The following is a 24021-nucleotide window of genomic DNA, read 5'->3' on the forward strand; positions in this document are numbered from 1 at the left end:
ACCACGGACGTGACCGGCATCGTGTCGCTGCCGGAAGGCACCGAGATGGTGATGCCCGGCGACAACATCACGGTCGATGTCGAGCTGATCGTGCCGATCGCCATGGAAGAGAAGCTGCGCTTCGCCATCCGTGAAGGCGGCCGCACCGTCGGTGCCGGCATCGTCGTCACCATCAAAGAGTAATTTGGACTTAAACCGATCTGTCGCGGGCGCGGGAGTTGCCCGCGCCGCGCCAGAACAAGGAAGTGACGCATGAACGGACAGAATATCCGCATCCGCCTGAAGGCGTTTGATCACCGCGTGCTCGACGCCTCGACGAAGGAAATCGTGTCGACGGCCAAGCGTACCGGTGCAAACGTCCGCGGCCCCATTCCGCTGCCGACGCGGATCGAAAAGTTCACGGTCAACCGGTCGCCTCACGTCGACAAGAAGAGCCGCGAGCAGTTCGAGATGCGCACGCACAAGCGTCTGCTCGACATCGTCGATCCGACCCCGCAGACCGTCGATGCTTTGATGAAGCTCGATCTGGCCGCCGGCGTCGACGTCGAGATCAAGCTCTAAGGGAATGAGAGCGCGGTAAGGGGCGGTGCCCCTGGCCCGGAACTCTAAAGGAATTGAACCGATGCGTTCAGGTGTGATTGCAAAGAAGGTGGGAATGACCCGCATCTACAACGATGCCGGGGAACATGTTCCCGTCACCGTTCTCCAGATGGAGAACTGCCAGGTCGTGGCGCAGCGCACGCAGGAGAAGAATGGCTACACCGCCGTTCAGCTCGGCGTTGGCCTCGCCAAGGTAAAGAACACGTCGAAGGCGCTGCGCGGCCATTTCGCGACCGCTTCCGTCGAGCCGAAGGCTAAGGTCGCCGAGTTCCGCGTCTCCGCCGACAACATGATCGATGTTGGCGCCGAGATCACCGTCGAGCACTTCGTCGCCGGCCAGAAGGTCGATGTGACGGGCACGACGATCGGCAAGGGTTTCCAGGGCGTCATCAAGCGCCACCACATGGGTGGTGGCCGCGCGACGCACGGTAACTCGGTTTCGCACCGTACGCACGGTTCGACCGGCCAGCGTCAGGACCCGGGCAAGGTGTTCAAGGGCAAGCATATGGCTGGCCACATGGGCGACACCCGCGTCACCACGCAGAATGTCGAGATCGTCTCGACCGACGCCGATCGCGGCCTGATCCTGATCCGCGGTGCGGTTCCCGGATCGAAGGGCGCATGGATCCTGGTCCGCGACGCGGCCAAGGTGGCGCTGCCGGCCAATGCGCCGAAGCCCGCCGCGATCCGTGCCGTTGCTAAGAACGAGGCTCCGGCCACAGAGGGAGCGGAATAATGGATCTCAAGATCACAACGCTGGGCGGCAAGGACGCCGGCAAGGTGAAACTCTCCGAGGAGATTTTCGGCCTTGATCCCCGCGAGGACATCCTGCAGCGCGTCGTGCGCTGGCAGCTTGCCAAGAAGCAGCAGGGCACGCACAAGGCCAAGGGCCGCGCCGAAATCGCGCGCACCGGCGCCAAGATGTACAAGCAGAAGGGCACGGGCCGCGCCCGTCACCACTCCGCACGCGCTCCGCAGTTCCGCGGCGGTGGCAAGGCCCATGGCCCGGTCGTCCGCAGCCACGAGCACGACCTGCCGAAAAAGGTCCGCGCGCTCGGCCTCAAGCATGCTCTCTCGGCCAAGGCCAAGAGCGCGTCGATCATCATCATCGACGAGCTGAAGCTGACAGAGGCCAAGACGAAGGCGCTGATCGCGAATTTCGCGACGCTGGGCCTGAGCAACGCCCTGGTGATTGGTGGCGCCGAGCTTGACCAGAACTTCAAGCTGGCCGCGACCAACATTCCGAACATCGACGTGCTGCCTATCCAGGGCATCAACGTCTACGACATTCTGCGCCGCGGCACGCTGGTCCTTTCGAAGGCCGCCGTCGAGGCTCTCGAGGAGCGCTTTAAATGACCGACCTTCGTCACTACGACGTGATCGTCAGCCCGGCGATCACCGAAAAGTCGACCATGGCTTCCGAGCAGAACCAGGTCGTCTTCAACGTCGCCAAGAAGGCGTCGAAGCCGGAAATCAAGGCCGCCGTCGAAGCGCTGTTCGGCGTCAAGGTGATGGCCGTGAACACGCTTGTCCGTAAGGGCAAGATCAAGCGCTTCCGCGGCACGATCGGCCGCCAGAGCGACGTCAAGAAGGCGATTGTGACGCTGGCCGACGGCCAGTCGATCGACGTCGCGACGGGTCTCTGAGCAAGGCCGCGAGGACAACAACAATGGCACTGAAAAAATTCAACCCGGTAACGCCGAGCACCCGCCAGTTGGTCATCGTCGACCGCTCGGGCCTCTACAAGGGCAAGCCCGTCAAGGGTCTGACCGAGGGCCTGACCAAGTCGGGCGGCCGCAACAATCACGGCCGCATCACCGCCCGCTTCATCGGCGGTGGTCACAAGCGTTCGTACCGCATCATCGACTTCAAGCGCCGCAAGTTCGACGTCGTCGGCACGGTCGAGCGCATTGAATACGATCCGAACCGCACCGCCTTCATCGCGTTGATCAAGTACGACGATGGCGAGCTGTCCTACATCATCGCCCCGCAGCGCCTTGCCGCAGGCGACAAGATCGTGGCTGGCGAAGCGGTGGACGTGAAGCCGGGCAATGCGATGCCGCTGGCCTCGATGCCGGTCGGCACGATCGTCCACAACATCGAGCTGAAGCCGGGCAAGGGCGCCCAGGTCGCCCGTTCGGCTGGCGGTTACGCCCAGCTCGTCGGCCGCGACCAGGGCATGGCGATCCTGCGCCTCAATTCGGGCGAGCAGCGTGTCGTCCACGGCTCCTGCATGGCCACAGTCGGTGCCGTGTCCAACCCGGACCACGGCAACATCAACGACGGCAAGGCCGGCCGCACGGTTTGGCGCGGCAAGCGTCCGCACAATCGCGGCGTGACCATGAACCCGGTCGACCACCCGCATGGCGGTGGTGAAGGCCGCACCTCCGGTGGCCGTCATCCGGTCAGCCCGTGGGGCAAGCCGACCAAGGGCAAGAAGACGCGGTCCAACAAGGCGACCGACAAGTTCATCCTGCGCTCGCGCCATCAGCGCAAGAGCTAAGAAGAGGTAACGCCAAGTGACTCGTTCTATTTGGAAAGGCCCCTTCATCGACGGCTACCTTCTCAAGAAGGTGGACAAGGTTCGTGAAGGTGGTCGCAATGAGGTGATCAAGATGTGGAGCCGTCGCTCCACCATCCTGCCGCAGTTCGTCGGCTTCACCTTCGGTGTCTACAACGGCCAGAAGCATGTTCCCGTTTCGGTGAACGAGGACATGGTCGGTCATAAGTTCGGTGAATTCGCTCCGACCCGGACCTATTACGGTCACGGCGCGGATAAGAAGGCGAAGAGGAAATAATCATGGGCAAGGCCAAAGCTCCGCGCAGGCTTGCTGACAACGAAGCGCGCGCCGTGTTGCGCACGATCCGTATCAGCCCGCAGAAGCTGAACCTGGTTGCCGCGCTAATCCGCGGCAAGAAGGTCGCGACAGCGCTTTCCGATCTCGAATTCTCGGCCAAGCGGATTTCCGGCACGGTCAAGAAGACGCTGGAATCGGCGATTGCCAACGCGGAAAACAACCACGACCTGGACGTCGATGCGCTGATCGTGGCGGAAGCCTATGTCGGCAAGTCGATCGTCATGAAGCGGTTCCACGCTCGTGGCCGTGGTCGCGCCAGCCGTATCGAGAAGCCGTTCTCGCACCTCACGATCGTCGTTCGTGAAGTCGAAGAAAAAGGGGAGGCCGCATAATGGGCCAGAAAGTCAATCCGATCGGTCTTCGCCTCGGCATCAACCGCACCTGGGATTCGCGCTGGTTCGCGAACACCGGCGAGTACGGCAAGCTGCTGCATGAGGACATCAAGATCCGCAAGTATCTTGAGAAGGAACTCAAGCAGGCCGCGATCTCCAAGGTCGTGATCGAGCGCCCGCACAAGAAGTGCCGCGTCACCATCCATGCCGCGCGCCCGGGTCTGATCATCGGCAAGAAGGGCGCCGACATCGAGAAGCTTCGCAAGAAGCTGATGGAGATGACGAAGTCCGAGACGCACCTCAACATCGTCGAAGTGCGCAAGCCGGAAATCGACGCGACCCTGGTCGCCCAGTCGATCGCACAGCAGCTCGAACGCCGCATCGCGTTCCGCCGCGCCATGAAGCGCGCCGTGCAGTCGGCGATGCGCCTCGGTGCCGAGGGCATCCGCATCAACTGCGCCGGCCGTCTCGGCGGCGCCGAGATCGCGCGCATGGAATGGTACCGTGAAGGCCGCGTGCCGCTGCATACGCTGCGCGCCGATGTCGACTACGGCACGGCCGAGGCGAACACCGCGTACGGTATCTGCGGCGTCAAGGTCTGGGTATTCAAGGGCGAGATCCTCGAGCACGATCCGATGGCTTCGGAACGTCGCGCGACCGAGGGTGATGCTGCGCATGGCGGTGGTGGTGATCGCGAACGCGGTCGTCGTCGCGAAAACGCCTGAGACATTTAGGAATTTGGAGTTAGAACGATGCTGCAGCCAAAGCGCACAAAGTTCCGCAAGCAGTTCAAGGGCCGTATCCATGGTACCGCAAAGGGCGGCACCAACCTGGATTTCGGTGGTTTCGGGCTGAAGGCGCTTGAGCCGAACCGCGTCACCGCGCGTGAGATCGAGGCGGCCCGCCGCGCGATCACTCGTGAAATGAAGCGCGCTGGCCGCGTCTGGATCCGTATTTTCCCGGACGTGCCGGTCACCTCGAAGCCGACCGAAGTCCGCATGGGCAAGGGCAAGGGCGCGGTCGACTACTGGGCGGCGCGCGTCAAGCCGGGCCGCATCATGTTCGAGATCGACGGCGTCAATGAAGAAACCGCCCGTGAGGCGCTGCGTCTCGGCGCGGCCAAGCTCTCGGTCAGGACGCGCTTCGTACAGCGCATCGCAGAATAAGGACGGGCTGATCATGAAAGCCGAAGACATCCGGACCAAGACCCAGGACCAGCTGACCGACGACCTGGCCAGCCTGAAGAAGGAGCAGTTCAATCTGCGCTTCCAGAAGGCCACCGGCCAGCTCGAGAAGACCGCGCGCGTGAGACAGGTCCGTAAGGATATTGCGCGTATCAAGACCATCGCTGCGGAAAAGTCCGCGGCTAAGAAGGCTTAAGGACGAAAACCATGCCAAAGCGCATTCTGCAGGGCACCGTCGTCAGCGACAAGAACGAGAAGACGGTTGTCGTCAAGGTCGAACGGCGCTTCACGCATCCCGTGATGAAGAAGACCGTGCGCATGACCAAGAAGTACAAGGCGCACGACGAGAACAACGCCCACAAGGTTGGCGATCAGGTGTTCATCCAGGAATCGAAGCCGATTTCCAAGGATAAGCGCTGGATCGTCGTATCCTCGGACCAGGCGTAAACAAACGAATTTTGGACAGACCGGGGAGGGGTGAAGAACCCGTCCCGTTAGAAAAGAAGAAGGCGGCCAGTCATGATTCAGATGCAAACAAACCTCGACGTGGCGGATAATTCCGGCGCGCGTCGTGTCATGTGCATCAAGGTGCTGGGCGGCTCGAAGCGGAAATACGCTTCCGTGGGCGACATCATCGTGGTGTCGATCAAGGAAGCCATTCCGCGCGGCCGCGTTAAGAAGGGCGATGTGATGAAGGCGGTCGTGGTTCGCACGGCCAAGGACATCCGCCGCCCGGACGGCAGCGTGATCCGTTTCGACAAGAACGCGGCCGTTCTCGTCGACAACAAGAAAGAGCCGATCGGCACGCGTATCTTCGGACCGGTTCCGCGCGAACTCCGCGCCAAGAACCACATGAAGATCATCTCGCTCGCGCCTGAAGTGCTGTAAGGAGCCGGACCAATGCAAAAGATTAGAAAAGGCGACAAGGTCGTCGTTCTGGCCGGCAAGGACAAGGGCCGTTCGGGCGAAGTCCTCTCGGTTCAGCCGAAGGATGACACCGCGCTGGTGCGCGGCGTCAACATGATCCGTCGTCACCAGAAGCAGTCCCAGTCCCAAGAGGGCGGGATCATCACCAAGGAAGCGCCGATCCAGCTGTCGAACATCGCGCTGGCCGACCCCAAGGATGGCAAGCCGACCCGCGTCGGTTTCATCTTCCAGAAGGACGGCAAGAAGGTGCGCGTCGCCAAGCGCTCGGGAGAAGTCATCAATGGCTAAGGCTCAAAGCAAGCAGGCGACTGCCACCAACACGCCGCGCCTCAAGCAGGTCTACAACGAGACCATCCGCAAGGCGCTGCAGGAGCAGTTCGGCTACGACAACGACATGCAGGTTCCGCGCCTCGACAAGATCGTGCTGAACATGGGCGTCGGTGAAGCGACCGCCGATTCGAAGAAGCCTTCGGTTGCCGCCGAAGACCTGGCGATGATCGCCGGCCAGAAGGCCGTCGTCACCCGCGCCCGCAATTCGATCGCTGGCTTCAAGGTCCGCGAGAACATGCCGATTGGCGCCAAGGTCACGCTGCGCAAGGAACGCATGTACGAGTTCCTCGACCGCCTCGTGAACATCGCGCTGCCGCGCGTCCGCGACTTTCGCGGACTGAATCCGAAGAGCTTCGATGGCCGTGGCAACTACGCCATGGGCATCAAGGAACACATCGTGTTTCCGGAGATCAACTACGACAAGGTTGATCAGATCTGGGGCATGGACGTCATCGTTTGTACGACTGCGAAGACGGACGACGAAGCCAGGGCATTGCTCAAGGCCTTCAACTTCCCCTTCCGCCAGTAACGGCAGCGAGAAAAGGAAAAATCTGAAATGGCAAAGACCAGCTCAGTCGAGAAGAACAACAGGCGCCGCAAGCTTGCCGACCAGTACGGTCCCAAGCGGGCTGCCCTCAAGGCGATCATCATGGATCAGTCCAAGCCGATGGAAGAGCGCTTCCGCGCTCAGCTCAAGCTTGCCGCCATGCCGCGCAACTCGGCCAAGATCCGCATCCGCAACCGCTGCGAAGTCACCGGCCGCCCGCGTGCCTACTATCGCAAGCTCAAAGTATCGCGCATCGCGCTTCGTGATCTCGGCAATAACGGCCAGATCCCGGGCCTGGTCAAGTCGAGCTGGTAAGGAGGACATAACATGTCATTGAGCGATCCTCTCGGCGATATGCTGACCCGCATCCGCAACGCCTACGGCCGCAAGAAGTCGAGTGTCTCGACGCCGGCTTCGCGTCTGCGCACCCGCGTCCTCGACGTGCTGAAGGCTGAAGGCTATATCCGCGATTACAGCCAGACCGACTTCGACAACGGCAAGTCCGAAATCGAGATCGAGCTGAAGTATTTCGACGGCGCGCCGGTCGTGCGTGAAATCGCCCGCGTCTCGAAGCCGGGCCGCCGCGTTTACGTTTCGGCCAAGTCGATCCCGCACGTCGCCAACGGCCTCGGCATCGCCATCCTTTCGACACCGAAGGGCGTGATGGCCGACCACGAAGCACGCGAACAGAACGTCGGCGGTGAGATCCTCTGCCAGATCTTCTGATCTGGCAGCTGACCGCAAAGTGGAATCCGGTCTTCGGATCGTTTCCGAAGACAGAGACCTGAAACAAGAGAAGTGACGAGGACAACAAAATGTCTCGTATTGGAAAGAAACCCGTTTCGCTGCCGCAGGGCGTGACCGCGACCGTCAACGGCCAGACCGTGACGGCGAAGGGCCCCAAGGGCGAGCTGAAGTTCGTGGTGAACGACGAAGTCCTGGTCAAGATGGAAGGCAGCGAGATTGCTGTCCAGCCGCGCGACCAGACCAAGACGGCCCGCTCCAAGTGGGGCATGTCGCGCACGCAGATCGTCAACATCCTGCAGGGTGTGAAGGACGGCTTCGAGAAGAAGCTCGAGATCACCGGCGTCGGCTATCGTGCCGCACTTCAGGGCAAGAACCTGCAGCTGGCGCTTGGCTTCAGCCATGACGTCGTCTACGAGACGCCGGCTGGCATCACCATCACGGTGCCGAAGCCGACGGAAATCACCGTGGCCGGCATCGACAAGCAGCAGGTCGGCCAGGTGGCCGCCGAGATCCGCGAATACCGCGGCCCCGAGCCCTACAAGGGCAAGGGCGTCCGCTACGCTGGCGAGAAGATCGTCCGCAAGGAAGGCAAGAAGAAGTAGTGGGCTTGGCCCCGAAAGGTTGAAGACTTTTCGGAAAGGGCCAAGCTGAAGAAGTGCAACGCCGCGGGGAGCGGTCGCGGGAGGCGCTTTCGCCTACCGCACATGGCGGCCCCCGTTTTTTGAAGGCAAGGAAGACCATCATGGGTACCAAGGAATCCACGCAGCGCCGTGCGCAGCGCGTTCGCCGCCAGATCAGGAAGGTCGCCGGCGAGCGTCCGCGTCTGTCGGTTCACCGCACCTCGAAGAACATCTATGTCCAGGTGATCGACGACGCCAAGGGCCACACCATCGCTGCCGCCTCGACGCTCGAGAAGGACCTCAAGGGTTCGCTCAAGACCGGCGCCGACACCGCCGCCGCCGCCGCGATCGGCAAGCTGATCGCCGAGCGCGCCACCAAGGCCGGCGTCAAGGAAGTCGTCTTCGACCGTGGCCCGTACATCTATCATGGCCGCGTCAAGGCGCTGGCTGAAGCTGCCCGCGAAGGCGGCTTGAGCTTCTGATCTTTCACCGTCGGCGACCCAAAGCGGCGCCGGCAATCAGCAACCCGTGCTTCCGGAAAAGAACAAGGAACAGGATATGGCACAGGAACGTAGGGATGGCGGCCGCGGCCGCGATCGTGAAGAACGCGATGACGGCATGGTGGACAAGCTGGTCCACATCAACCGCGTCGCCAAGGTCGTCAAGGGCGGCCGTCGCTTCGGCTTCGCCGCACTCGTCGTCGTCGGCGACCAGAAGGGCCGCGTCGGCTTCGGTCACGGCAAGGCACGCGAAGTGCCGGAAGCGATCCGCAAGGCAACCGAATCGGCAAAGCGCGACATGATCTTCGTGCCGCTGCGCTCGGGCCGCACGCTGCACCACGACGTCGAGGGACGCTGGGGCGCCGGACGCGTTCTGCTGCGCGCTGCCAAGCAGGGTACCGGCATCATCGCCGGCGGCCCGATGCGCGCCGTCTTCGAGACGCTCGGCATGCATGACGTGGTCGCCAAGTCGATGGGTTCGTCGAACCCCTACAACATGGTTCGCGCCACCTTCGACGCGCTGAAGAGCCAGATGCATCCCAAGGATGTGGCTGCCGCGCGCGGCATCAAGTATTCGACCCTTCAGGCCCGCCGCGGCACCGCCGTTGCGGCTGAAGAATAGTCGATCTGACCAGGGATTTTGACCATGGCCAAGAAAGCAACCAAGACCATCACCGTTGAGCAGATCGGTTCGCCGATCCGCCGCCCGAAGGAACAGCGCGCGACGCTGGTCGGCCTCGGCCTCAACAAGATGCACAAGCAGCGCACCCTGGAAGATACGCCTTCCGTGCGCGGCATGATCGCTGCCGTTCAGCATCTCGTCCGCGTCGTGGACGAGGGCTGAGCCAAAGCGCAGGAGAACCCAGATGAAACTCAACGATCTGCGTGACAAGGACGGCGCGACGCACTCCAAGAAGCGTCTCGGCCGTGGCATCGGTTCCGGCTCGGGCAAGACCGCCGGTCGCGGCGTCAAGGGCCAGAAGGCGCGCTCCGGCGTCGCCGTCAACGGCTTCGAGGGTGGCCAGATGCCGCTTTACCGGCGCCTGCCGAAGCGTGGCTTCAACAACATCTTCGCCAAGAGCTTCACCGTCGTCTCGCTGGCCCGCATCCAGGTGGCCATCGATGCCAAGAAGCTCGATGCCAAGGCAACCGTGACGGCTGAATCGCTGGTTGCCGCCGGCGTCATTCGTCGCGTCAAGGACGGCGTGCGCATCCTTTCGGACGGCGAGATCAAGGCGAAGCTCGCCTTCGACGTCGCCGGTGCCTCCAAGGCCGCGATCGAGAAGATCGAAAAGGCCGGCGGCTCGGTCAAGCTGCCGGAAAAGGCAGCCGCGGAGTAACGGCAATTTGAAGCGCGACCGGTAAGAATGGGATCCCGTTTTTGCCCACGATTGCGCTTTGATCTGCTCAATTAAGCGGCCGCGTCAACGCGGCCGCTTGCATGTTTAGAGCCCGGAGCTTATCTCGTGAGCTTCGGTGAAACGCACCGCCTGACCTCACGGGCCATCAAGCGTTACCAAGCGGAGAATCAGGCATGGCTTCGGCTGCTGAACAATTAGCCTCGAATCTGAATTTCTCGGCCTTCGCCAAGGCGGAGGACCTGAAGAAACGCATCTGGTTCACCATCGGCGCGCTGCTCGTCTATCGCCTCGGCACCTACATTCCGCTTCCCGGCATCAATCCCGACGCCTTCGCCCAGGCCTTCTCCTCGCAGAGCAAGGGCGTGCTCGGCATGTTCAACATGTTCGCCGGCGGCGCCGTGCAGCGTATGGCGATCTTCGCGCTCGGCATCATGCCCTACATCTCCGCCTCCATCATCATGCAGCTGATGACCTCGGTCATCCCGTCGCTGGAAGCGCTGAAGAAGGAAGGCGAGCAGGGCCGCAAGGTCATCAACCAATACACGCGCTACGGCACCGTGCTGCTCGCGCTGGTTCAGGCCTATGGCATTTCGGTCGGCCTGGAGAACGGCAACGGCATCGTCAGCGATCCCGGCATGTTCTTCCGCATCTCGACCGTCGTCACCCTGGTCGGCGGCACCATGTTCCTGATGTGGCTCGGTGAGCAGATCACCGCGCGCGGCATCGGCAACGGCATTTCGCTGATCATCTTCTCGGGCATCGTCGCCGGCCTGCCGCATGCCATCTCCGGCACGCTGGAACTCGGCCGCACCGGCGCCCTGTCGACCGGCCTGATCCTGGCGATCATCGTGCTGGCCATCGTCGTCATCGCACTGATCGTGTTCTTCGAGCGCGCCCAGCGGCGCCTGCTGATCCAATATCCGAAGCGCCAGGTCGGCAATCGCATGTTCCAGGGCGATACCTCGCATCTGCCGCTCAAGCTGAACACGTCGGGCGTCATCCCGCCGATCTTCGCCTCGTCGCTGCTGTTGCTGCCGGCCACCATCGCCGGCTTCTCGCAGACGACCAACATGCCGGCCTGGGCCAGCACCATCCTGGCCTCGCTCGGCCACGGCCAGCCGCTCTACATGGCGTTCTACGCGGCGATGATCGTGTTCTTCGCCTTCTTCTACACAGCGATTGTCTTCAACCCGAAGGACACCGCCGACCAGCTCAAGAAGCACTCGGGCTTCATCCCGGGCTATCGTCCGGGCGAGCGCACCGCCGATTACATCGATTACGTTCTCACCCGCATCACCGTCGTCGGCGCCATCTATCTGGTGCTGGTGTGCCTGCTGCCGGAGTTCCTGATCTCGGCGACTGGCGTACCATTCTACCTTGGTGGCACATCGCTTCTGATCGTGGTCAGTGTCACGCTCGATACGGTTGCGCAGATTCAGGGCCACCTGATCGCGCACCAGTATGAAGGCCTGATCAAGAAGTCGAAGCTGCGCGGGGGGAAGAAAGCCAGATGAGGTTGATTTTGCTTGGGCCGCCAGGAGCGGGCAAGGGGACACAAGCACAAAGACTGGTAGAGAAACACGGCATACCCCAGCTTTCGACGGGCGACATGCTGCGTGCCGCCGTTCAAGCCGGCACCGAAGTCGGCAAGCGTGCCAAGGCGGTGATGGATGCGGGTGAACTGGTGTCCGATGCCATCGTCAACGCCATCGTTGCCGAGCGGATCGACCAGGCCGACTGCGCCAAGGGCTTCATCCTCGACGGCTACCCGCGCACGCTGGTGCAGGCCGATGCGGTCGAGCAGATGCTTGCCGAGCGTGGCATCGGCCTCGACACGGTCATCGAACTGGTCGTCGACGACAGGGCCCTGGTCGGCCGCATCGTCAAGCGCGCCGAGGATGCCAAGGCAGCCGGCCAGCCGGTGCGCAAGGACGACAATCCCGCGGTGTTCGAAGAGCGCCTGCGCGAGTACTACAAGAAGACCGCTCCGCTGACCGGTTACTATTACGCCAAGGGCAGGCTCAAGACTGTCGACGGCATGGCCAGCATCGACGCGGTGACCGCCGAGATCGAGGCCGTGCTCGCGGCGGCCGCTCAAGGGGCGGAGTCGGTAAATTAACGATTGCGCTTGACGGGAGCGGTTCGCTGCGGTATGGCGGCCCGTCTTCCTATCAGGCATGGGCTTTGCTTGTCCGCAAGGGCAAGGCAGTCGCTTTGAACTGGAAACTCCCGCACGGGCCGGCCTCCACCGGACGCGGGGCAACTTTGACAGCGCCGGATCTGCCTTTTTGAGGGTTGGCCGGCCCACATGGAGAAGAGAAGAACATGGCTCGTATAGCCGGCGTCAACATTCCGACCAACAAGCGCGTCGTCATCGCGCTTCAGTACATTCACGGCATTGGCAAGAAGTTCGCCCAGGAGATCGTCGACAAGGTCGGCATCCCGGCGGAGCGTCGCGTCAACCAGCTGACCGACGCGGAAGTGCTGCAGATCCGCGAGACCATCGACCGCGACTACCAGGTCGAAGGCGACCTGCGCCGCGAAGTGTCGATGAACATCAAGCGTCTCATGGACCTCGGCTGCTACCGCGGCCTGCGTCACCGCCGCTCGCTGCCGGTTCGCGGCCAGCGCACCCACACCAATGCACGCACCCGCAAGGGCCCGGCCAAGTCGATCGCCGGCAAGAAGAAGTAAGTGAGCGAATAGCGAGTAGCCATTAGCGAGTAGGGGATCCCTATTCGCTAATTACTACTCACTACTCGCTTTCAAAGGTGGAGCCGCTGGCATTACGGCGGTGTAGAGATCAACTGAAAGGACTATCATGGCCAAGGAAGCCGCTCGTGTTCGCCGTCGCGAACGCAAGAATATCTCGTCGGGCGTTGCCCACGTCAATTCGACCTTCAACAACACGATGATCACCATCACCGACGCGCAGGGCAATTCGATCGCCTGGTCGTCGGCCGGTGCCCAGGGCTTCAAGGGTTCGCGCAAGTCGACCCCGTTCGCCGCCCAGATGGCTGCCGAGGACGTTGCCAAGAAGGCCCAGGAACACGGCATGCGCATGCTCGAAGTCGAGGTCTGCGGACCTGGCTCGGGCCGTGAATCGGCGCTGCGTGCCCTGCAGGCGGCCGGCTTCACCATCACCTCGATCCGTGATGTGACGCCGATCCCGCACAATGGCTGCCGCCCGCGCAAGAAGCGCCGCGTCTAACATTATTGAACGCCGCGCGAACGCCGAAAGGCGTTCCTCCACGGTATTCCAGGTCGCCCGCCACGATTGGATGGTGGCGGGTCAACGGAAGGAAAGCATCATGATCCAGAAAAATTGGCAGGAACTGATCAAGCCGAACAAGATCGAGTTCTCGTCGAAGAAGAAGACGCTGACCACGCTGGTCGCCGAGCCGCTCGAGCGCGGCTTTGGCCTCACGCTCGGCAACGCGCTGCGCCGCGTGCTTCTGTCTTCGCTGCGCGGTGCGGCCGTCACCGCCGTACAGATCGACGGTGTCCTGCATGAATTCTCGTCCATCGCCGGCGTGCGCGAGGACGTGACCGACATCGTCCTGAACATCAAGGAAATCGCCATCCGCATGGAAGGCGATGGACCCAAGCGCATGGTCGTGCGCAAGCAGGGACCGGGCGCGGTTCTGGCCGGCGACATCCAGACGGTTGGCGACGTCGAGATCCTCAACCCCGACCACGTCATCTGCACGCTGGATGAAGGCGCTGAAATCCGCATGGAATTCACCGTCGACACCGGCAAGGGTTACGTGCCGGCAGAGCGCAACCGCGCCGAGGATGCGCCGATCGGCCTGATTCCGGTCGACAGCCTGTATTCGCCGGTCAAGAAGGTCTCCTACAAGGTCGAGAACACCCGCGAGGGCCAGGTTCTCGATTACGACAAGCTGACCATGACCATCGAGACGGACGGTTCGATCTCGGGCGAGGATGCGGTGGCGTTCGCCGCCCGCATCCTGCAGGACCAGCTCGGCCTGTTCGTCAACTTCGACGAGCCGCAGAAGGAAGTCGCGGCGGAAGCCGTCACCGAGCTCGCCTTCAACCCGGCGCTGCTCAAGAAGGTCGACGAACTCGAGCTTTCGGTGCGTTCGGCCAACTGCCTGAAGAACGACAACATCGTCTACATCGGCGATCTCATCCAGAAGACCGAAGCCGAGATGCTGCGCACCCCGAACTTCGGCCGCAAGTCGCTGAACGAGATCAAGGAAGTGCTGGCGGCGATGGGCCTGCATCTCGGCATGGAAGTGCCGGACTGGCCACCGGAAAACATCGAAGACCTCGCCAAGCGTTACGAAGATCAATACTGAGCATGAATTCCAAGGATCGGCGGCGTGGGCCGCTCGATCCGACGGTCATGCGGAAAACCATCAGAGGCCGTGGCCTCTTGAACAACTGAAGAAGGAAATGAGCCATGCGCCACGGTTTCAAAGGCCGTCGCTTCGCCCGAAGCATTAGCCATCGCAAGTCGATGTTCGCCAACCTCGCCGTGTCGCTGCTCGAGCACGAGCAGATCGTCACCACCTTGCCGAAGGCGAAGGACCTGCGTCCGATCGTCGAGAAGCTGGTGACGCTCGGCAAACGCGGCGACCTGCACGCCCGCCGCCAGGTGATCGCGCAGATCGGCAATGAAGGCGTCGTCAAGCGCCTGTTCGACACGATCGCCCCGCGCTACGCCAACCGTAACGGCGGCTATTTGCGCATCATGAAGGCGGGCTTCCGTCACGGCGACAATGCCGCGATGGCCGTCATCGAGTTCGTCGATCGCGACACCTCGGCCAAGGGCGCCGGCGACCGCGCCCGCCTCGAAGCCGAAGGCACCGAAGCGGACGCCGCGGCCGCATAAGGTCACGTCTTTCCAGAATGAATTGAAGGGGCCTGCGGGCCCCTTTTTCATGTTCTGCGCGGTTCAAAGCGTGCCCATAAAGATCTGCTTGCGCGAAAATAATCGGATTTCAGCGGCTTAGCCTTTCATTTTGCACAATCGTCGGGACAATGCGCCCGAACTTGCCTTGGAGGATTCGCGAATGCGCGCCAAAAGACTGTCCCTTGTCCTGCTCTGCGCCTTCATGGTGTTCGCAGCCGCACCGGCAGTTCGGCAGGCGTTGGCCGAAGACGCCGCAAAACCAGCCGATCCGGGCCTGTCGGACGTGCTGACCGATCTGTTGCATGGTGTCGAGGGCGAAAACGCTACCTCAGGACCCGACAAGCGCGTGCCGTTCGGCCGCGAAGAGGTGCAGCTGTCGTTCGCGCCGCTGGTCAAGCAGACGGCGCCCGCCGTGGTCAATGTCTATGCCTCGCAGACGGCCAAGGTCACGTCGCCTTTTGAAGGCGATCCGTTCTTCGAGGAGTTTTTCGGCCGTGCCCGGCCGCGCGCGCAGTCCTCGCTGGGTTCGGGCGTGCTTGTCGATCCGAGCGGCGTCATCGTCACCAATTTTCACGTCATCAAGGATGCCGACGAGGTCAAGGTGGCGACCGCCGACGGGCGCGAATTCACCAGCAAGGTGATGCTGAAGGACGAGACGCTCGACCTTGCCGTGCTCAAGATCGAATCCGACAAGCCATTCCCGGTGATCGCCATCGGCGATTCCGACGCGCTCGAAGTTGGCGATCTGGTGCTGGCCATCGGCAATCCCTTCGGCGTCGGCCAGACCACCACAAGCGGTATCGTCTCCGCACTTGCCCGCAGCCATATCGGCGTCTCGGACTCGGGCTACTTCATCCAGACCGACGCCGCCATCAATCCCGGCAATTCCGGCGGCGCGCTGATCAACATGGGCGGCCAGCTAGTCGGCATCAACACCGCAATTTATAGCCGCAGCGGCGGCTCGATCGGCATCGGTTTTGCCATCCCGGCCAACATGGTGCGGGCTTTCGCCGATGCCGCCAAGGCCGGTCTCGACTTCTTCGAGCGCCCCTATATCGGCGCCGAGTTCGAGGCGGTGACGCCGCAGATGGCCGAATCGCTTGCCATGGAAAAGCCGACCGGCGCCCTGGTCTCGTCCGTCGATGCGACGGGGCCGGCGGGCAAGGCGGGGCTGAAGCCGGGCGATGTCGTGCTGCAGATCAACGGCAAGCCGGTCGAGAGCATCGAGGCGCTGGACTATCGCATGGCGACGCTATCGATCGGCACCAAGGCCAATTTCGCGATCCTGACCAAGGGCCAGCAGGCGGCGATGGACATCGCGCTGGAGCGCGCGCCGGAGGGTGCGAAGGCCTCGGAAGTGACGCTGCATGGCCGCAGCCCGTTCTCGGGCGCCAAGGTCGCGGAGCTGTCGCCACGGCTTGCCCAGAAGCTCGGCCTGCGCACCGATCTCAAGGGCGTGACGGTGATCGACATCAACCGCGACTCGCCGGCCGCCGATTTCGGTTTCATGCCGGGCGACATCGTGCGCGAGGTCAACGGCACCGCGATAGACACAGCCGCGACGCTGGCGCAGGCTGCCCAGCAGGATACGCGCTGGTGGCGCTTTACCGTCGAGCGCGGCGGGCAGATACTGCGCCAGGTGTTGCGTTACTGAGCTCGATCTGAAGAGATCGCGCTCCAAAACAAAAGAAGTGCATGGCCGATCTGTTCAGCGTTGACGAACCGGAAAAGACGCCGCCAGGACGGCCGCTAGCCGACAGGCTGCGGCCGAAGAATCTGGGTGAGGTCGTTGGCCAGGAACATCTGACCGGGCCAGATGGCGCGCTGACCCGGCTGATCAGTTCCGGTTCGCTCGGTTCGATGATTTTCTGGGGTCCGCCCGGCACCGGCAAGACCACAGTGGCAAGGTTGCTTGCCGGCGAGACCAGCCTTGCTTTCGAGCAGATATCGGCGGTGTTTTCCGGGGTCGCCGACCTGAAGAAGGTCTTCGAGGCCGCCAAGCTGCGCCGCGCCAATGGCCGCCAGACATTGTTGTTTGTCGACGAGATCCATCGTTTCAACCGCGCCCAGCAGGATTCCTTCCTCCCCGTCATGGAGGATGGGACGGTCGTCCTGGTCGGCGCCACGACCGAAAACCCGTCCTTTGAATTGAACGCGGCCCTGTTGTCGCGCGCGCGTGTCATGGTCTTTCATTCGCTCGGCGAGGAGAGCATCGCCAAGCTGATGACGCGGGCGGAGGAGACGGAGGGCAGGGCGCTGCCGCTCGACGACGAGGCGCGGACAATGCTCATCCGCATGAGCGATGGCGACGGACGCGCCTCTCTGACGCTCGCCGAGGAAGTCTGGCGTGCCGCCAAGCCCGGCGAGGTGTTCGATCCCGAAGGGCTGCAGCGCATCGTCCAGCGCCGTGCGCCGATCTACGACAAAGGCCAGGACGGCCACTACAATCTGATCTCGGCGCTGCATAAATCGGTGCGCGGCTCGGATCCCGACGCCGCGCTCTACTATCTCGCTCGTATGTTCGATGCCGGCGAGGATCCGCTCTATCTCGGCCGCCGGCTGGTGCGCATGGCGATGGAGGATATCGGCCTTGCCGATCCGCAGGCGCTGGTCGTCGCCAACGCCGCCAAGGACGCCTACGACTATCTCGGCTCGCCCGAGGGCGAACTCGCCTTTGCCGAGGCCACCGTCTATCTCGCCACCGCGCCCAAATCCAACGCCGTTTACACCGCCTTCAAGGCAGCCACGCGCGCTGCCAAGGAGCACGGCTCGCTGCTGCCGCCAAAGCATATTCTGAACGCGCCGACCAAGCTGATGAAGGAAGAGGATTACGGCGCGGGCTATCGCTACGATCATGACGAGCCGGATGCGTTTTCGGGCCAGGACTATTTCCCCGAGAAGATGGGCCGCCAGACCTTCTACGATCCGCCTGAACGTGGTTTCGAGCGCGATATCAGGAAGCGGCTCGATTATTGGGCAAAGCTGCGCAAAGAGCGGGAATAGCCGGCTTGCGCGGCCCGGTGGTCGTCACGCTTCGAAACGAGGCTTCGCCCTGGGGTGTTTCCGCCTCTGTTGTCCTGCACACGCTGCTCGCCGCCGCGCTGGCCTTGATGCCATTGCCGAAGCCGCCGAAACGGCTGGAGGAAGAGCGGGTGTCTGTCGACATTCTGACGCCGCTGCAGTTCGAGGCTTCGACAAGGCGACCGCCCGCGCCAACGCCGGCACCGCTACCGGCGCCGGAGGCGCGAACTCCGGCGCCAACGCCGGATGCCCGTCAAACTCAACAGCCGGCTGCGCCGGCCATGATCCGGCCGACCGAGATGCTGTCGGCCAAGACGCTCGCCGATCCACGCAGCCGGCAGGCGCGCGCCGATCTCGCCACCTTCGCTTCGGATGAACGCATGGTGCAATTGTGCAATCTCGAGGCCATGGACCAGATTCGCCGCTGGCGCGCGGACTTTCAGCCCGAACGCGTCGTGCCTTACGCGACGGCGGAGGAAAAAATCACTGGAACCACGATTGCCGCGAACGGTGCGGCTTTCCGCAGCCGCAAAAACTGGTACAGTTTGAAGTTCAAATGCCAGCTCGCACGAGACGGCGAAAGCGTCATCGGCTTTGAGTTCCTGGTCGGCGATCCCGTGGCCAGGGAAAAATGGGACGAGCTTGGTTTGCCGGCGGTGCATTGACCGAAGTCCGGCGACCTCCACGAGGCAGCCGCCAGGCACGATGCCGTGACCGTTGTGTGGTGACCCAAAAAACCTTATCAAGGCGCACGGCCGGGCGGTGGTCGTTGCCGTGATTTTGGCAGTTCATTCGCAACAGGATCGCGCTTCGCGCGTGGAAAAATGACAAAAACCCTTCGCAAATCCCTTCGCAAATTGGCCATTGCCGTCCCGCTTCTCGCCCTTGGCTTCTATTTCATCCCCATCCTGACGACGATCTTCATCGTCTGCGGCCTGATCGACGTGCTGCGCAACGACAGAAAGGATCTCTCGCTGTTCTCAGGTTACTTCCTCGGCAACGGCCTGTTCACCTGGCTGCTGTCGCCGTTCAACCTGCTGGTCGATCTGCTCTGCTACAGGAATCCCGGCGTGTGGAAGCTGGAACAGTTTCCCGCCGATTATCAGCGCGAGGTCAATGAGATCCTGGACATCTTCAAGGCGCGCAAGGACGAGATCATCGCCGACATCGATGCCAATTTCGGCGCCGGCCGGCGCGGCATGTATGTCTACCAATGGTACGGCAAGCACAGGATCGACAACGTCGCCGAGTTCAACAAGGATTTCAAATACATCAAGACGATCGCCGTTTCCGTCTTCAGCAAGCGCGAATCGACCTCGTGGCACTTCGGCCCGCTGCGGCTCAGCCTGCGCATTCTCTACAATCTGATCCCGGTGAAGTCGGAGATCTTCGTCGAATGCGGCAACGTCAAGAATTACTGGTACGACAATCCGCTGTTCATTTTCGACGACACGCTGCTGCACCGCTCGGTCAACGAGTATGACGGCCGCCGCTACTGCGTGTTCATGGACATCATCAGACCATCCCCGGTTCCCCGGCTGATAGCAGGCATGCTCGCTATCGTCTCGGTCAGCGTCGAGCGCATCAATTCGATGTTCTACAAGAACTGGAAAATGATCGGCTCGACCAAGCCGAAGAAAATCGAAACCACCTGAGCTGAAAGCTATCGACGCTGTCGGGCTCCGCCGGCAGCGTTCTGGTGGCTTGCAGGACAAGGTGTGGCAGTACGAGGTGTGGCAGTACGAGGTGTGGTCAATTTTGACAGATCTCGTGCACAGGCTTGGCATCGCCAAGCCTTGAAACTCCGGTACCTCTTGAAACTCCGGTACCTCTTGAGCCTCCGGCACCGGGACTCCGTTCGGCAATGCCGTCGCTGGGCTTGAGGCGAGCAAGGCGTCTCCGCGCTTGTTCTTCACCGCCATTTGGGCTCTCGACAATTCATTATATGAATCGTCTCACTAGATTCGCATTTGCCGGAACGGTTCCTGCGTTGGGAGTTGGTGCGGTTCGGGTTCCACGGCTCTGTCTTTTCCTCCCAGGCGGCCTCCAGTGACAAAGAACAAAATCTTCGGATTCTGGACGGGGGCTTACATTTGCACCCTGATACCGGGCCTTGTTCTGAGCGCCATATATGTAAGCCTTGAAGAGCCCGTCTATTATTGGGACTTCGTCGCCTACTTCAATACATTCCGGCATCAAGGGGCGCTCCTGATCGACGGGCCTTTTCAATGGCTAAGCCAGTTGGCCACCTCTATCGCGACAGATGACTATGGTTCGGCGATTTTGGCGCCGTTGATGCCGATTTATGTAGTTTTCGGAGGTTCGCGATATGCGTTTGTCGCCGGAATAGTCGCGGTCTATCTGGTACCGACGGTTCTCCTCATAGCCCGAATGAGCTATCTGGAGGCGACTTCCGAGACGGCTTCGCCCCGAGCCTGGCTCGCCGTCTGGATTGCGGCCTTCCTCTATACTCCGTTCTGGGCGCCGACGCTTCGTGGAATGCCGGACATTGCCGGTTGTCTTGCCATTACCGTGGCGACCTATTTTCTTTGGAAGTCAAAGGTTCTTACCCGCGAGCCGGTGATCAGCGGAATTTGCGTGGGCGTGTGCCTGTGGCTGGCGTTCATGCTGCGTCGCTGGTACGCCTACGCCGTCATTGGCATCGCCGTTTCCGCCGCCTTCTTTTGTTTGCTGCAGATTGCAAGGGATCGGAGCTATCCGTCCTTTGGCAAAGCGGCATTGGGCGGCCTGTGTGCGATTTTCGTTATTGCCGCGACCTCATTGAACTTTCAGCTACCGCTGATCGCCAAGATTCTAGGCACCAGCTATGGCGATCTCTACAGCGGATACAGGACGACCTTCCTCATCCAACTTGGCGAGATGGGATCCCGGCTCAGCTATGTGAACTGGCTGCTGATCTTCGTTGGCATCTATCTCTCGATCGTGCGCCGCAATGGGTTTTCGCTGTTGTGCGCCTTTGCCTCGGTGCTCACCTTCCTGATCTTTATCCGCACGCAGGATCCGGAGCGGCACCATTCATTGCCGATGTTTCTTTGGTTGTTCCCGGCATACGCCCAGGCAATCGTTGCAATCGTTTCGATGCCGGCACTGAAGTCACGATGGTCGGCGGCCGCCATCGCTTGTGCCGCCGGATTTGCTTTTTTTGGCACTTTTTTTCCAGTCGGTCATCAACTGTTGTCGCCGGTTGGCTTCGTTTTCGCCGAGGAAGCGACGCTCCCGCTACGCCTCGACAATCTTCCCGAATACAGACGCTTGATTGCCGACCTGCTTGGCAAAATGAAAGCTGAGGATCGTTTTTCGGTGTTTGCCTCAGGCGCGGTTTTGAGCGACTCGCTGTTGTTTGGTTTGGATCCCAAGCTCACTCCGCACGTCGGATGGATTTGTCAGGTGGATAGTCGCGATCGATTCCGGCCGGAGGCTTTGAAATCCAGATATGTTGTCGTGGCTGACCGGCCTGTTATCCATCTGCAGCCGGGTGCGCAGATCTGTGTCACGCTTCCCAACCAGAATATTGTCGAGGGAACGGGCATCGGCGCTGCCTACAAACGCGTTGAAACCTATCAATTGTCCGGCGGCCTTACCGGTTACCTCTATGAGCAGGTGCGCCCGGTCAGCAAAGCCGAAGTGGATGCCCTCTACAGCGAGTTCCAGAAGAGATATCCGAACTGGACGGCGCCCGAGTGGTGAAGGCGGGGTCGACTGCCGGGTCTTGAAGGGATTGACGCCACCGCCCCTGCAGGGGCAGTAAACGACCATGTTCAATCTGCTTCTCGTGGTCGTCGGCGGCGGCATCGGCGCCGGCATCCGTCATCTCGCCAATATGGGCGCGCTGCGCCTCGTCGGCCCCAATTATCCCTGGGGCACGATGGCGATCAACATCGTCGGCTCCTTTGCCATGGGTCTGTTCATCGCCATCCTGGCGCGCCGCGGCGGATCGACCGAAGTCAGGCTGTTTGTCGCCACCGGCATCCTTGGCGGCTTCACCACCTTTTCCGCTTTCTCGCTGGATTTCGCGACATTGTGGGAGCGGGGAGCCACGCTGCCGGCGTTTGGATATGCGCTTGCGAGTGTCATTGGCGCCATTATCGCCCTGTTTCTGGGACTTTGGCTCGCAAGAAGCCTGCCTTAGTGCTATTGCCGCGCCGAGAGTAGGGCCGAGCCCTGCCGGGAAATGGATAAGCGAAGAAAACATGGCAGGCGTTGAACAGATCACGGTGGAGGCCGGCGAGGCGGGCATGCGGCTCGATCGCTGGTTCAAGACCCATTTCCCGGGCCTCGGCTTCGGCCATCTGCAGAAGCTGCTGCGCTCGGGCCAAATCCGCGTCGATGGCGGCCGCGTCAAGGCGGACAGCCGTGTCGAGCCTGGCCAGGTGGTGCGTGTCCCGCCGCTCGAGGTGGACAAGAAGGGCGAGAGCCCGCTGACCGGCCACTCGATCCGTAACCAGGGCGATGCCGACGTCCTGGCCAAAATGCTGATCCATGAGGATCCGAAGGTTTTCGTCTTCAACAAGCCGGCGGGCCTGGCGGTGCAGGGCGGTTCGGGCGTTACCCGCAATGTCGACGACATGCTGGAAGCCTGGCGCAACCAGAAGGGCGAGAAGCCGCGGCTGGTCCACCGGCTCGACCGCGACACGTCGGGCGTGCTGGTCGTTGCCCGCACGAGGCTGGCGGCGATGAAGCTCTCCGAGGCGTTCCGCGCCCGCGAGACCAAGAAGACCTATTGGGCGCTGGTCAAGGGCGTGCCGCCCAAGCGCGAGGACAAGATCTCGACCTGGCTGATCAAGGAGCCGACACCCGACGGCGACCGGGTGCGCATCGCCGCGCATGGCGAAAAAGGCGCCGACCACGCCGTGTCATACTACCGCATCATCGAGCAGGCGGCGCAGACGATGACCTGGCTGGAAATGGAGCCCTATACCGGCCGCACCCACCAGTTGCGCGTCCATGCCGCCTATATCGGCTGCCCGATCATCGGCGATCCGAAATATTTCGAGGCCGACACCAATTGGGATTTTCCCGGCGGCATCCAAAATCGCCTGCACCTGCACGCGCGCCGCATCGTCATCCCGCACCCGGACAAGGGCTTCATCGACGTCACCGCGCCGATGCCGCCGCATATGCGCCAGAGCTGGAACCTGATCGGCTTCGACGACGCCAGCGCGGAGGATTGATCGTGGTCACCGACACGCTCGATCGGCGCGACACGGTCGACATGGCCGCCGCCGCGATCATGGTCGGCCTGACTTTTTCCTGGGGACTGAACTACGTCGCCGCCAAGATCTCCTATGCCGGTTACGACCCCGTCTTCCTGTCGATCGCGCGTTCGATCATCGGCGGCTTCTGCGTCTTCCTCTGGTGCCGCTGGCGCGGCATCGCGCTGTTCACGCGCGACGGCACCTTGCTTGCCGGCATCGCGGTGGGCGTGCTTTTCGGCGTGGAATTCCTTTGCCTTTACGTCGGCCTGGAACATACGACCGTTGCCCGCAACACCCTGCTGGTCAATACCATGCCGTTCTGGATGCTGATCGGCGGCCACTTCCTGCTTGGCGAACAGATCACCTTGCGCAAGTTCCTCGGCCTGCTCTTGGCCTTCGCCGGTCTTGCCGCTGTTTTTTCCGATAAGCTCGGCGGCGGCGGGGACATGCTGTTCGGCGACCTACTCAGTCTCGGCTCAGGGTTTTTCTGGGCCCTGACCAATATCCTCATCAAACGCTCGAAACTGGTCGAGGCGAGTGCTGAAAAGCTGCTGCTTTACCAACTCGCCGGCGCGGCCATCGTTGGCCTTCTGGTTCTGCCTTTGGCGGGCCCGCCGGTCCGCGATCCCACATTGCTGCCGACCCTGGCGCTGCTGTTCCAGGCGATCTACATCGTCGCCTTCACCTACGTGTTGTGGTTCTGGCTGCTGCGCCGCTATCCGGCGTCGGGTCTGTCCAGTTTCACCTTCCTGTCACCGGTGTTCGGTGTTTTGTGCGGCGCAATCATCTTGAACGAACCGCTGACCATCCGCATCTTCCTGGCACTTGGTCTGATTGCCGCCGGCCTGATCATCGTCAACCGGCCGGCGCGCAAGCTGACACCGGTGTGAGAGAGACCT

The 24021-nt window shown here is 61.9% G+C and carries 35 protein-coding genes and 1 pseudogene; all 36 read left to right on the forward strand.

Annotated features, from left to right (window positions below; genetic code table 11):
• Window positions 1–183, forward strand: a pseudogene (tuf, locus tag FJ978_RS31790) (elongation factor Tu); the annotation flags it as partial.
• 69 nt (window positions 184–252) lie between these two features.
• Complete coding sequence (rpsJ, locus tag FJ978_RS31795; protein WP_010909272.1) at window positions 253–561, forward strand: 30S ribosomal protein S10; 309 nt, start codon at window positions 253–255, stop codon at window positions 559–561.
• Between the two features lie 61 nt (window positions 562–622).
• Window positions 623–1336, forward strand: a complete 714-nt coding sequence (gene rplC / locus FJ978_RS31800; protein ID WP_013895700.1) for a 50S ribosomal protein L3 — start codon at window positions 623–625, stop codon at window positions 1334–1336.
• Window positions 1336–1956 carry a 50S ribosomal protein L4 gene (rplD, locus tag FJ978_RS31805; protein ID WP_013895699.1) on the forward strand — a complete coding sequence of 207 codons (621 nt, stop codon included), beginning with the start codon at window positions 1336–1338 and terminating at the stop codon, window positions 1954–1956. Before rplC ends, rplD begins: the two co-directional genes overlap by 1 nt.
• Window positions 1953–2246 carry a 50S ribosomal protein L23 gene (locus FJ978_RS31810; RefSeq protein WP_010909275.1) on the forward strand — a complete coding sequence of 98 codons (294 nt, stop codon included), beginning with the start codon at window positions 1953–1955 and terminating at the stop codon, window positions 2244–2246. The genes rplD and FJ978_RS31810 overlap by 4 nt, the downstream gene beginning before the upstream one ends.
• A gap of 23 nt (window positions 2247–2269) precedes the next feature.
• Entirely contained in the window at window positions 2270–3103 is an 834-nt protein-coding gene (gene rplB, locus FJ978_RS31815) for a 50S ribosomal protein L2 (protein WP_013895698.1), read from the forward strand.
• Between the two features lie 16 nt (window positions 3104–3119).
• Window positions 3120–3398, forward strand: coding sequence for a 30S ribosomal protein S19 (rpsS, locus tag FJ978_RS31820; RefSeq protein ID WP_006205463.1), 279 nt, complete (start codon window positions 3120–3122; stop codon window positions 3396–3398).
• A gap of 2 nt (window positions 3399–3400) precedes the next feature.
• Entirely contained in the window at window positions 3401–3790 is a 390-nt protein-coding gene (rplV, locus tag FJ978_RS31825) for a 50S ribosomal protein L22 (RefSeq protein ID WP_006205462.1), read from the forward strand.
• On the forward strand, window positions 3790–4515 hold the full coding sequence (gene rpsC / locus FJ978_RS31830; RefSeq protein WP_013895697.1) for a 30S ribosomal protein S3: 726 nt from the start codon (window positions 3790–3792) through the stop codon (window positions 4513–4515). The genes rplV and rpsC overlap by 1 nt, the downstream gene beginning before the upstream one ends.
• Before the next feature lie 27 nt (window positions 4516–4542).
• Entirely contained in the window at window positions 4543–4956 is a 414-nt protein-coding gene (gene rplP / locus FJ978_RS31835; protein ID WP_006205460.1) for a 50S ribosomal protein L16, read from the forward strand.
• Between the two features lie 13 nt (window positions 4957–4969).
• The gene (gene rpmC / locus FJ978_RS31840) at window positions 4970–5170 is read left to right on the forward strand and encodes a 50S ribosomal protein L29 (protein WP_006205459.1); all 201 of its coding nucleotides are present in this window, start codon (window positions 4970–4972) and stop codon (window positions 5168–5170) included.
• Window positions 5171–5181: 11 nt separating this feature from the next.
• A complete protein-coding gene (gene rpsQ / locus FJ978_RS31845) occupies window positions 5182–5421 on the forward strand; it encodes a 30S ribosomal protein S17 (protein WP_010909280.1) in 240 nt (79 codons plus the stop codon).
• Between the two features lie 72 nt (window positions 5422–5493).
• A complete protein-coding gene (gene rplN / locus FJ978_RS31850; protein WP_006205457.1) occupies window positions 5494–5862 on the forward strand; it encodes a 50S ribosomal protein L14 in 369 nt (122 codons plus the stop codon).
• Between the two features lie 12 nt (window positions 5863–5874).
• Entirely contained in the window at window positions 5875–6189 is a 315-nt protein-coding gene (gene rplX / locus FJ978_RS31855; RefSeq protein ID WP_006205456.1) for a 50S ribosomal protein L24, read from the forward strand.
• The gene (gene rplE / locus FJ978_RS31860; protein WP_013895696.1) at window positions 6182–6760 is read left to right on the forward strand and encodes a 50S ribosomal protein L5; all 579 of its coding nucleotides are present in this window, start codon (window positions 6182–6184) and stop codon (window positions 6758–6760) included. The genes rplX and rplE overlap by 8 nt, the downstream gene beginning before the upstream one ends.
• A 27-nt stretch (window positions 6761–6787) precedes the next feature.
• Complete coding sequence (rpsN, locus tag FJ978_RS31865; RefSeq protein ID WP_013895695.1) at window positions 6788–7093, forward strand: 30S ribosomal protein S14; 306 nt, start codon at window positions 6788–6790, stop codon at window positions 7091–7093.
• A 12-nt stretch (window positions 7094–7105) separates the two neighbouring features.
• Window positions 7106–7504, forward strand: a complete 399-nt coding sequence (gene rpsH / locus FJ978_RS31870) for a 30S ribosomal protein S8 (protein ID WP_006205453.1) — start codon at window positions 7106–7108, stop codon at window positions 7502–7504.
• Between the two features lie 89 nt (window positions 7505–7593).
• On the forward strand, window positions 7594–8127 hold the full coding sequence (rplF, locus tag FJ978_RS31875) for a 50S ribosomal protein L6 (protein WP_013895694.1): 534 nt from the start codon (window positions 7594–7596) through the stop codon (window positions 8125–8127).
• Between the two features lie 140 nt (window positions 8128–8267).
• On the forward strand, window positions 8268–8627 hold the full coding sequence (gene rplR, locus FJ978_RS31880; protein WP_010909284.1) for a 50S ribosomal protein L18: 360 nt from the start codon (window positions 8268–8270) through the stop codon (window positions 8625–8627).
• A gap of 76 nt (window positions 8628–8703) precedes the next feature.
• On the forward strand, window positions 8704–9267 hold the full coding sequence (rpsE, locus tag FJ978_RS31885) for a 30S ribosomal protein S5 (protein WP_006333394.1): 564 nt from the start codon (window positions 8704–8706) through the stop codon (window positions 9265–9267).
• A 24-nt stretch (window positions 9268–9291) separates the two neighbouring features.
• A complete protein-coding gene (rpmD, locus tag FJ978_RS31890) occupies window positions 9292–9489 on the forward strand; it encodes a 50S ribosomal protein L30 (protein ID WP_006205449.1) in 198 nt (65 codons plus the stop codon).
• A gap of 22 nt (window positions 9490–9511) precedes the next feature.
• Complete coding sequence (gene rplO / locus FJ978_RS31895; RefSeq protein WP_023768599.1) at window positions 9512–9985, forward strand: 50S ribosomal protein L15; 474 nt, start codon at window positions 9512–9514, stop codon at window positions 9983–9985.
• A 194-nt stretch (window positions 9986–10179) separates the two neighbouring features.
• A complete protein-coding gene (gene secY / locus FJ978_RS31900) occupies window positions 10180–11520 on the forward strand; it encodes a preprotein translocase subunit SecY (protein ID WP_013895692.1) in 1341 nt (446 codons plus the stop codon).
• Window positions 11517–12125 (forward strand): adenylate kinase, encoded by a 609-nt coding sequence (locus tag FJ978_RS31905; RefSeq protein WP_140576791.1) that lies wholly within the window; start codon window positions 11517–11519, stop codon window positions 12123–12125. The genes secY and FJ978_RS31905 overlap by 4 nt, the downstream gene beginning before the upstream one ends.
• Before the next feature lie 206 nt (window positions 12126–12331).
• Window positions 12332–12700, forward strand: coding sequence for a 30S ribosomal protein S13 (gene rpsM, locus FJ978_RS31910; RefSeq protein ID WP_006205445.1), 369 nt, complete (start codon window positions 12332–12334; stop codon window positions 12698–12700).
• Between the two features lie 127 nt (window positions 12701–12827).
• On the forward strand, window positions 12828–13217 hold the full coding sequence (rpsK, locus tag FJ978_RS31915; RefSeq protein WP_006205444.1) for a 30S ribosomal protein S11: 390 nt from the start codon (window positions 12828–12830) through the stop codon (window positions 13215–13217).
• Window positions 13218–13317: 100 nt separating this feature from the next.
• Entirely contained in the window at window positions 13318–14328 is a 1011-nt protein-coding gene (locus FJ978_RS31920; RefSeq protein ID WP_006205443.1) for a DNA-directed RNA polymerase subunit alpha, read from the forward strand.
• A gap of 104 nt (window positions 14329–14432) precedes the next feature.
• A complete protein-coding gene (gene rplQ, locus FJ978_RS31925) occupies window positions 14433–14864 on the forward strand; it encodes a 50S ribosomal protein L17 (protein ID WP_013895690.1) in 432 nt (143 codons plus the stop codon).
• A 181-nt stretch (window positions 14865–15045) separates the two neighbouring features.
• Window positions 15046–16539 carry a DegQ family serine endoprotease gene (locus FJ978_RS31930; RefSeq protein WP_140576793.1) on the forward strand — a complete coding sequence of 498 codons (1494 nt, stop codon included), beginning with the start codon at window positions 15046–15048 and terminating at the stop codon, window positions 16537–16539.
• Window positions 16540–16580: 41 nt separating this feature from the next.
• A complete protein-coding gene (locus FJ978_RS31935; RefSeq protein ID WP_140576794.1) occupies window positions 16581–17888 on the forward strand; it encodes a replication-associated recombination protein A in 1308 nt (435 codons plus the stop codon).
• 5 nt (window positions 17889–17893) lie between these two features.
• Window positions 17894–18571, forward strand: a complete 678-nt coding sequence (locus tag FJ978_RS33330) for a DUF930 domain-containing protein (RefSeq protein ID WP_246678240.1) — start codon at window positions 17894–17896, stop codon at window positions 18569–18571.
• A gap of 159 nt (window positions 18572–18730) precedes the next feature.
• Window positions 18731–19561: an aspartyl/asparaginyl beta-hydroxylase domain-containing protein gene (locus FJ978_RS31945; protein WP_140576796.1), complete on the forward strand. Its 831-nt coding sequence runs from the start codon at window positions 18731–18733 to the stop codon at window positions 19559–19561.
• Between the two features lie 394 nt (window positions 19562–19955).
• Window positions 19956–21614: a hypothetical protein gene (locus FJ978_RS31950; protein WP_140576797.1), complete on the forward strand. Its 1659-nt coding sequence runs from the start codon at window positions 19956–19958 to the stop codon at window positions 21612–21614.
• Between the two features lie 67 nt (window positions 21615–21681).
• Window positions 21682–22056, forward strand: a complete 375-nt coding sequence (crcB, locus tag FJ978_RS31955; protein ID WP_013895684.1) for a fluoride efflux transporter CrcB — start codon at window positions 21682–21684, stop codon at window positions 22054–22056.
• Between the two features lie 61 nt (window positions 22057–22117).
• Window positions 22118–23098 (forward strand): RluA family pseudouridine synthase, encoded by a 981-nt coding sequence (locus tag FJ978_RS31960; protein WP_013895683.1) that lies wholly within the window; start codon window positions 22118–22120, stop codon window positions 23096–23098.
• Window positions 23095–24012, forward strand: a complete 918-nt coding sequence (locus FJ978_RS31965) for a DMT family transporter (RefSeq protein ID WP_041164243.1) — start codon at window positions 23095–23097, stop codon at window positions 24010–24012. The genes FJ978_RS31960 and FJ978_RS31965 overlap by 4 nt, the downstream gene beginning before the upstream one ends.
• Window positions 24013–24021 lie beyond the last annotated feature (9 nt).

Source organism: Mesorhizobium sp. B1-1-7 (genome assembly GCF_006442705.1).
Taxonomy (GTDB): domain Bacteria; phylum Pseudomonadota; class Alphaproteobacteria; order Rhizobiales; family Rhizobiaceae; genus Mesorhizobium; species Mesorhizobium opportunistum.

Coding starts and splice junctions, on each gene's coding strand:
- rpsJ (WP_010909272.1), top strand. CDS start 253: ATGAACGGACAGAATATCCGCATCCGCCTGAAGGCGTTTGATCACCGC.
- rplC (WP_013895700.1), top strand. CDS start 623: ATGCGTTCAGGTGTGATTGCAAAGAAGGTGGGAATGACCCGCATCTAC.
- rplD (WP_013895699.1), top strand. CDS start 1,336: ATGGATCTCAAGATCACAACGCTGGGCGGCAAGGACGCCGGCAAGGTG.
- FJ978_RS31810 (WP_010909275.1), top strand. CDS start 1,953: ATGACCGACCTTCGTCACTACGACGTGATCGTCAGCCCGGCGATCACC.
- rplB (WP_013895698.1), top strand. CDS start 2,270: ATGGCACTGAAAAAATTCAACCCGGTAACGCCGAGCACCCGCCAGTTG.
- rplV (WP_006205462.1), top strand. CDS start 3,401: ATGGGCAAGGCCAAAGCTCCGCGCAGGCTTGCTGACAACGAAGCGCGC.
- rpsC (WP_013895697.1), top strand. CDS start 3,790: ATGGGCCAGAAAGTCAATCCGATCGGTCTTCGCCTCGGCATCAACCGC.
- rplP (WP_006205460.1), top strand. CDS start 4,543: ATGCTGCAGCCAAAGCGCACAAAGTTCCGCAAGCAGTTCAAGGGCCGT.
- rpmC (WP_006205459.1), top strand. CDS start 4,970: ATGAAAGCCGAAGACATCCGGACCAAGACCCAGGACCAGCTGACCGAC.
- rpsQ (WP_010909280.1), top strand. CDS start 5,182: ATGCCAAAGCGCATTCTGCAGGGCACCGTCGTCAGCGACAAGAACGAG.
- rplN (WP_006205457.1), top strand. CDS start 5,494: ATGATTCAGATGCAAACAAACCTCGACGTGGCGGATAATTCCGGCGCG.
- rplX (WP_006205456.1), top strand. CDS start 5,875: ATGCAAAAGATTAGAAAAGGCGACAAGGTCGTCGTTCTGGCCGGCAAG.
- rplE (WP_013895696.1), top strand. CDS start 6,182: ATGGCTAAGGCTCAAAGCAAGCAGGCGACTGCCACCAACACGCCGCGC.
- rpsN (WP_013895695.1), top strand. CDS start 6,788: ATGGCAAAGACCAGCTCAGTCGAGAAGAACAACAGGCGCCGCAAGCTT.
- rpsH (WP_006205453.1), top strand. CDS start 7,106: ATGTCATTGAGCGATCCTCTCGGCGATATGCTGACCCGCATCCGCAAC.
- rplF (WP_013895694.1), top strand. CDS start 7,594: ATGTCTCGTATTGGAAAGAAACCCGTTTCGCTGCCGCAGGGCGTGACC.
- rplR (WP_010909284.1), top strand. CDS start 8,268: ATGGGTACCAAGGAATCCACGCAGCGCCGTGCGCAGCGCGTTCGCCGC.
- rpsE (WP_006333394.1), top strand. CDS start 8,704: ATGGCACAGGAACGTAGGGATGGCGGCCGCGGCCGCGATCGTGAAGAA.
- rpmD (WP_006205449.1), top strand. CDS start 9,292: ATGGCCAAGAAAGCAACCAAGACCATCACCGTTGAGCAGATCGGTTCG.
- rplO (WP_023768599.1), top strand. CDS start 9,512: ATGAAACTCAACGATCTGCGTGACAAGGACGGCGCGACGCACTCCAAG.
- secY (WP_013895692.1), top strand. CDS start 10,180: ATGGCTTCGGCTGCTGAACAATTAGCCTCGAATCTGAATTTCTCGGCC.
- FJ978_RS31905 (WP_140576791.1), top strand. CDS start 11,517: ATGAGGTTGATTTTGCTTGGGCCGCCAGGAGCGGGCAAGGGGACACAA.
- rpsM (WP_006205445.1), top strand. CDS start 12,332: ATGGCTCGTATAGCCGGCGTCAACATTCCGACCAACAAGCGCGTCGTC.
- rpsK (WP_006205444.1), top strand. CDS start 12,828: ATGGCCAAGGAAGCCGCTCGTGTTCGCCGTCGCGAACGCAAGAATATC.
- FJ978_RS31920 (WP_006205443.1), top strand. CDS start 13,318: ATGATCCAGAAAAATTGGCAGGAACTGATCAAGCCGAACAAGATCGAG.
- rplQ (WP_013895690.1), top strand. CDS start 14,433: ATGCGCCACGGTTTCAAAGGCCGTCGCTTCGCCCGAAGCATTAGCCAT.
- FJ978_RS31930 (WP_140576793.1), top strand. CDS start 15,046: ATGCGCGCCAAAAGACTGTCCCTTGTCCTGCTCTGCGCCTTCATGGTG.
- FJ978_RS31935 (WP_140576794.1), top strand. CDS start 16,581: ATGGCCGATCTGTTCAGCGTTGACGAACCGGAAAAGACGCCGCCAGGA.
- FJ978_RS31945 (WP_140576796.1), top strand. CDS start 18,731: ATGACAAAAACCCTTCGCAAATCCCTTCGCAAATTGGCCATTGCCGTC.
- crcB (WP_013895684.1), top strand. CDS start 21,682: ATGTTCAATCTGCTTCTCGTGGTCGTCGGCGGCGGCATCGGCGCCGGC.
- FJ978_RS31960 (WP_013895683.1), top strand. CDS start 22,118: ATGGCAGGCGTTGAACAGATCACGGTGGAGGCCGGCGAGGCGGGCATG.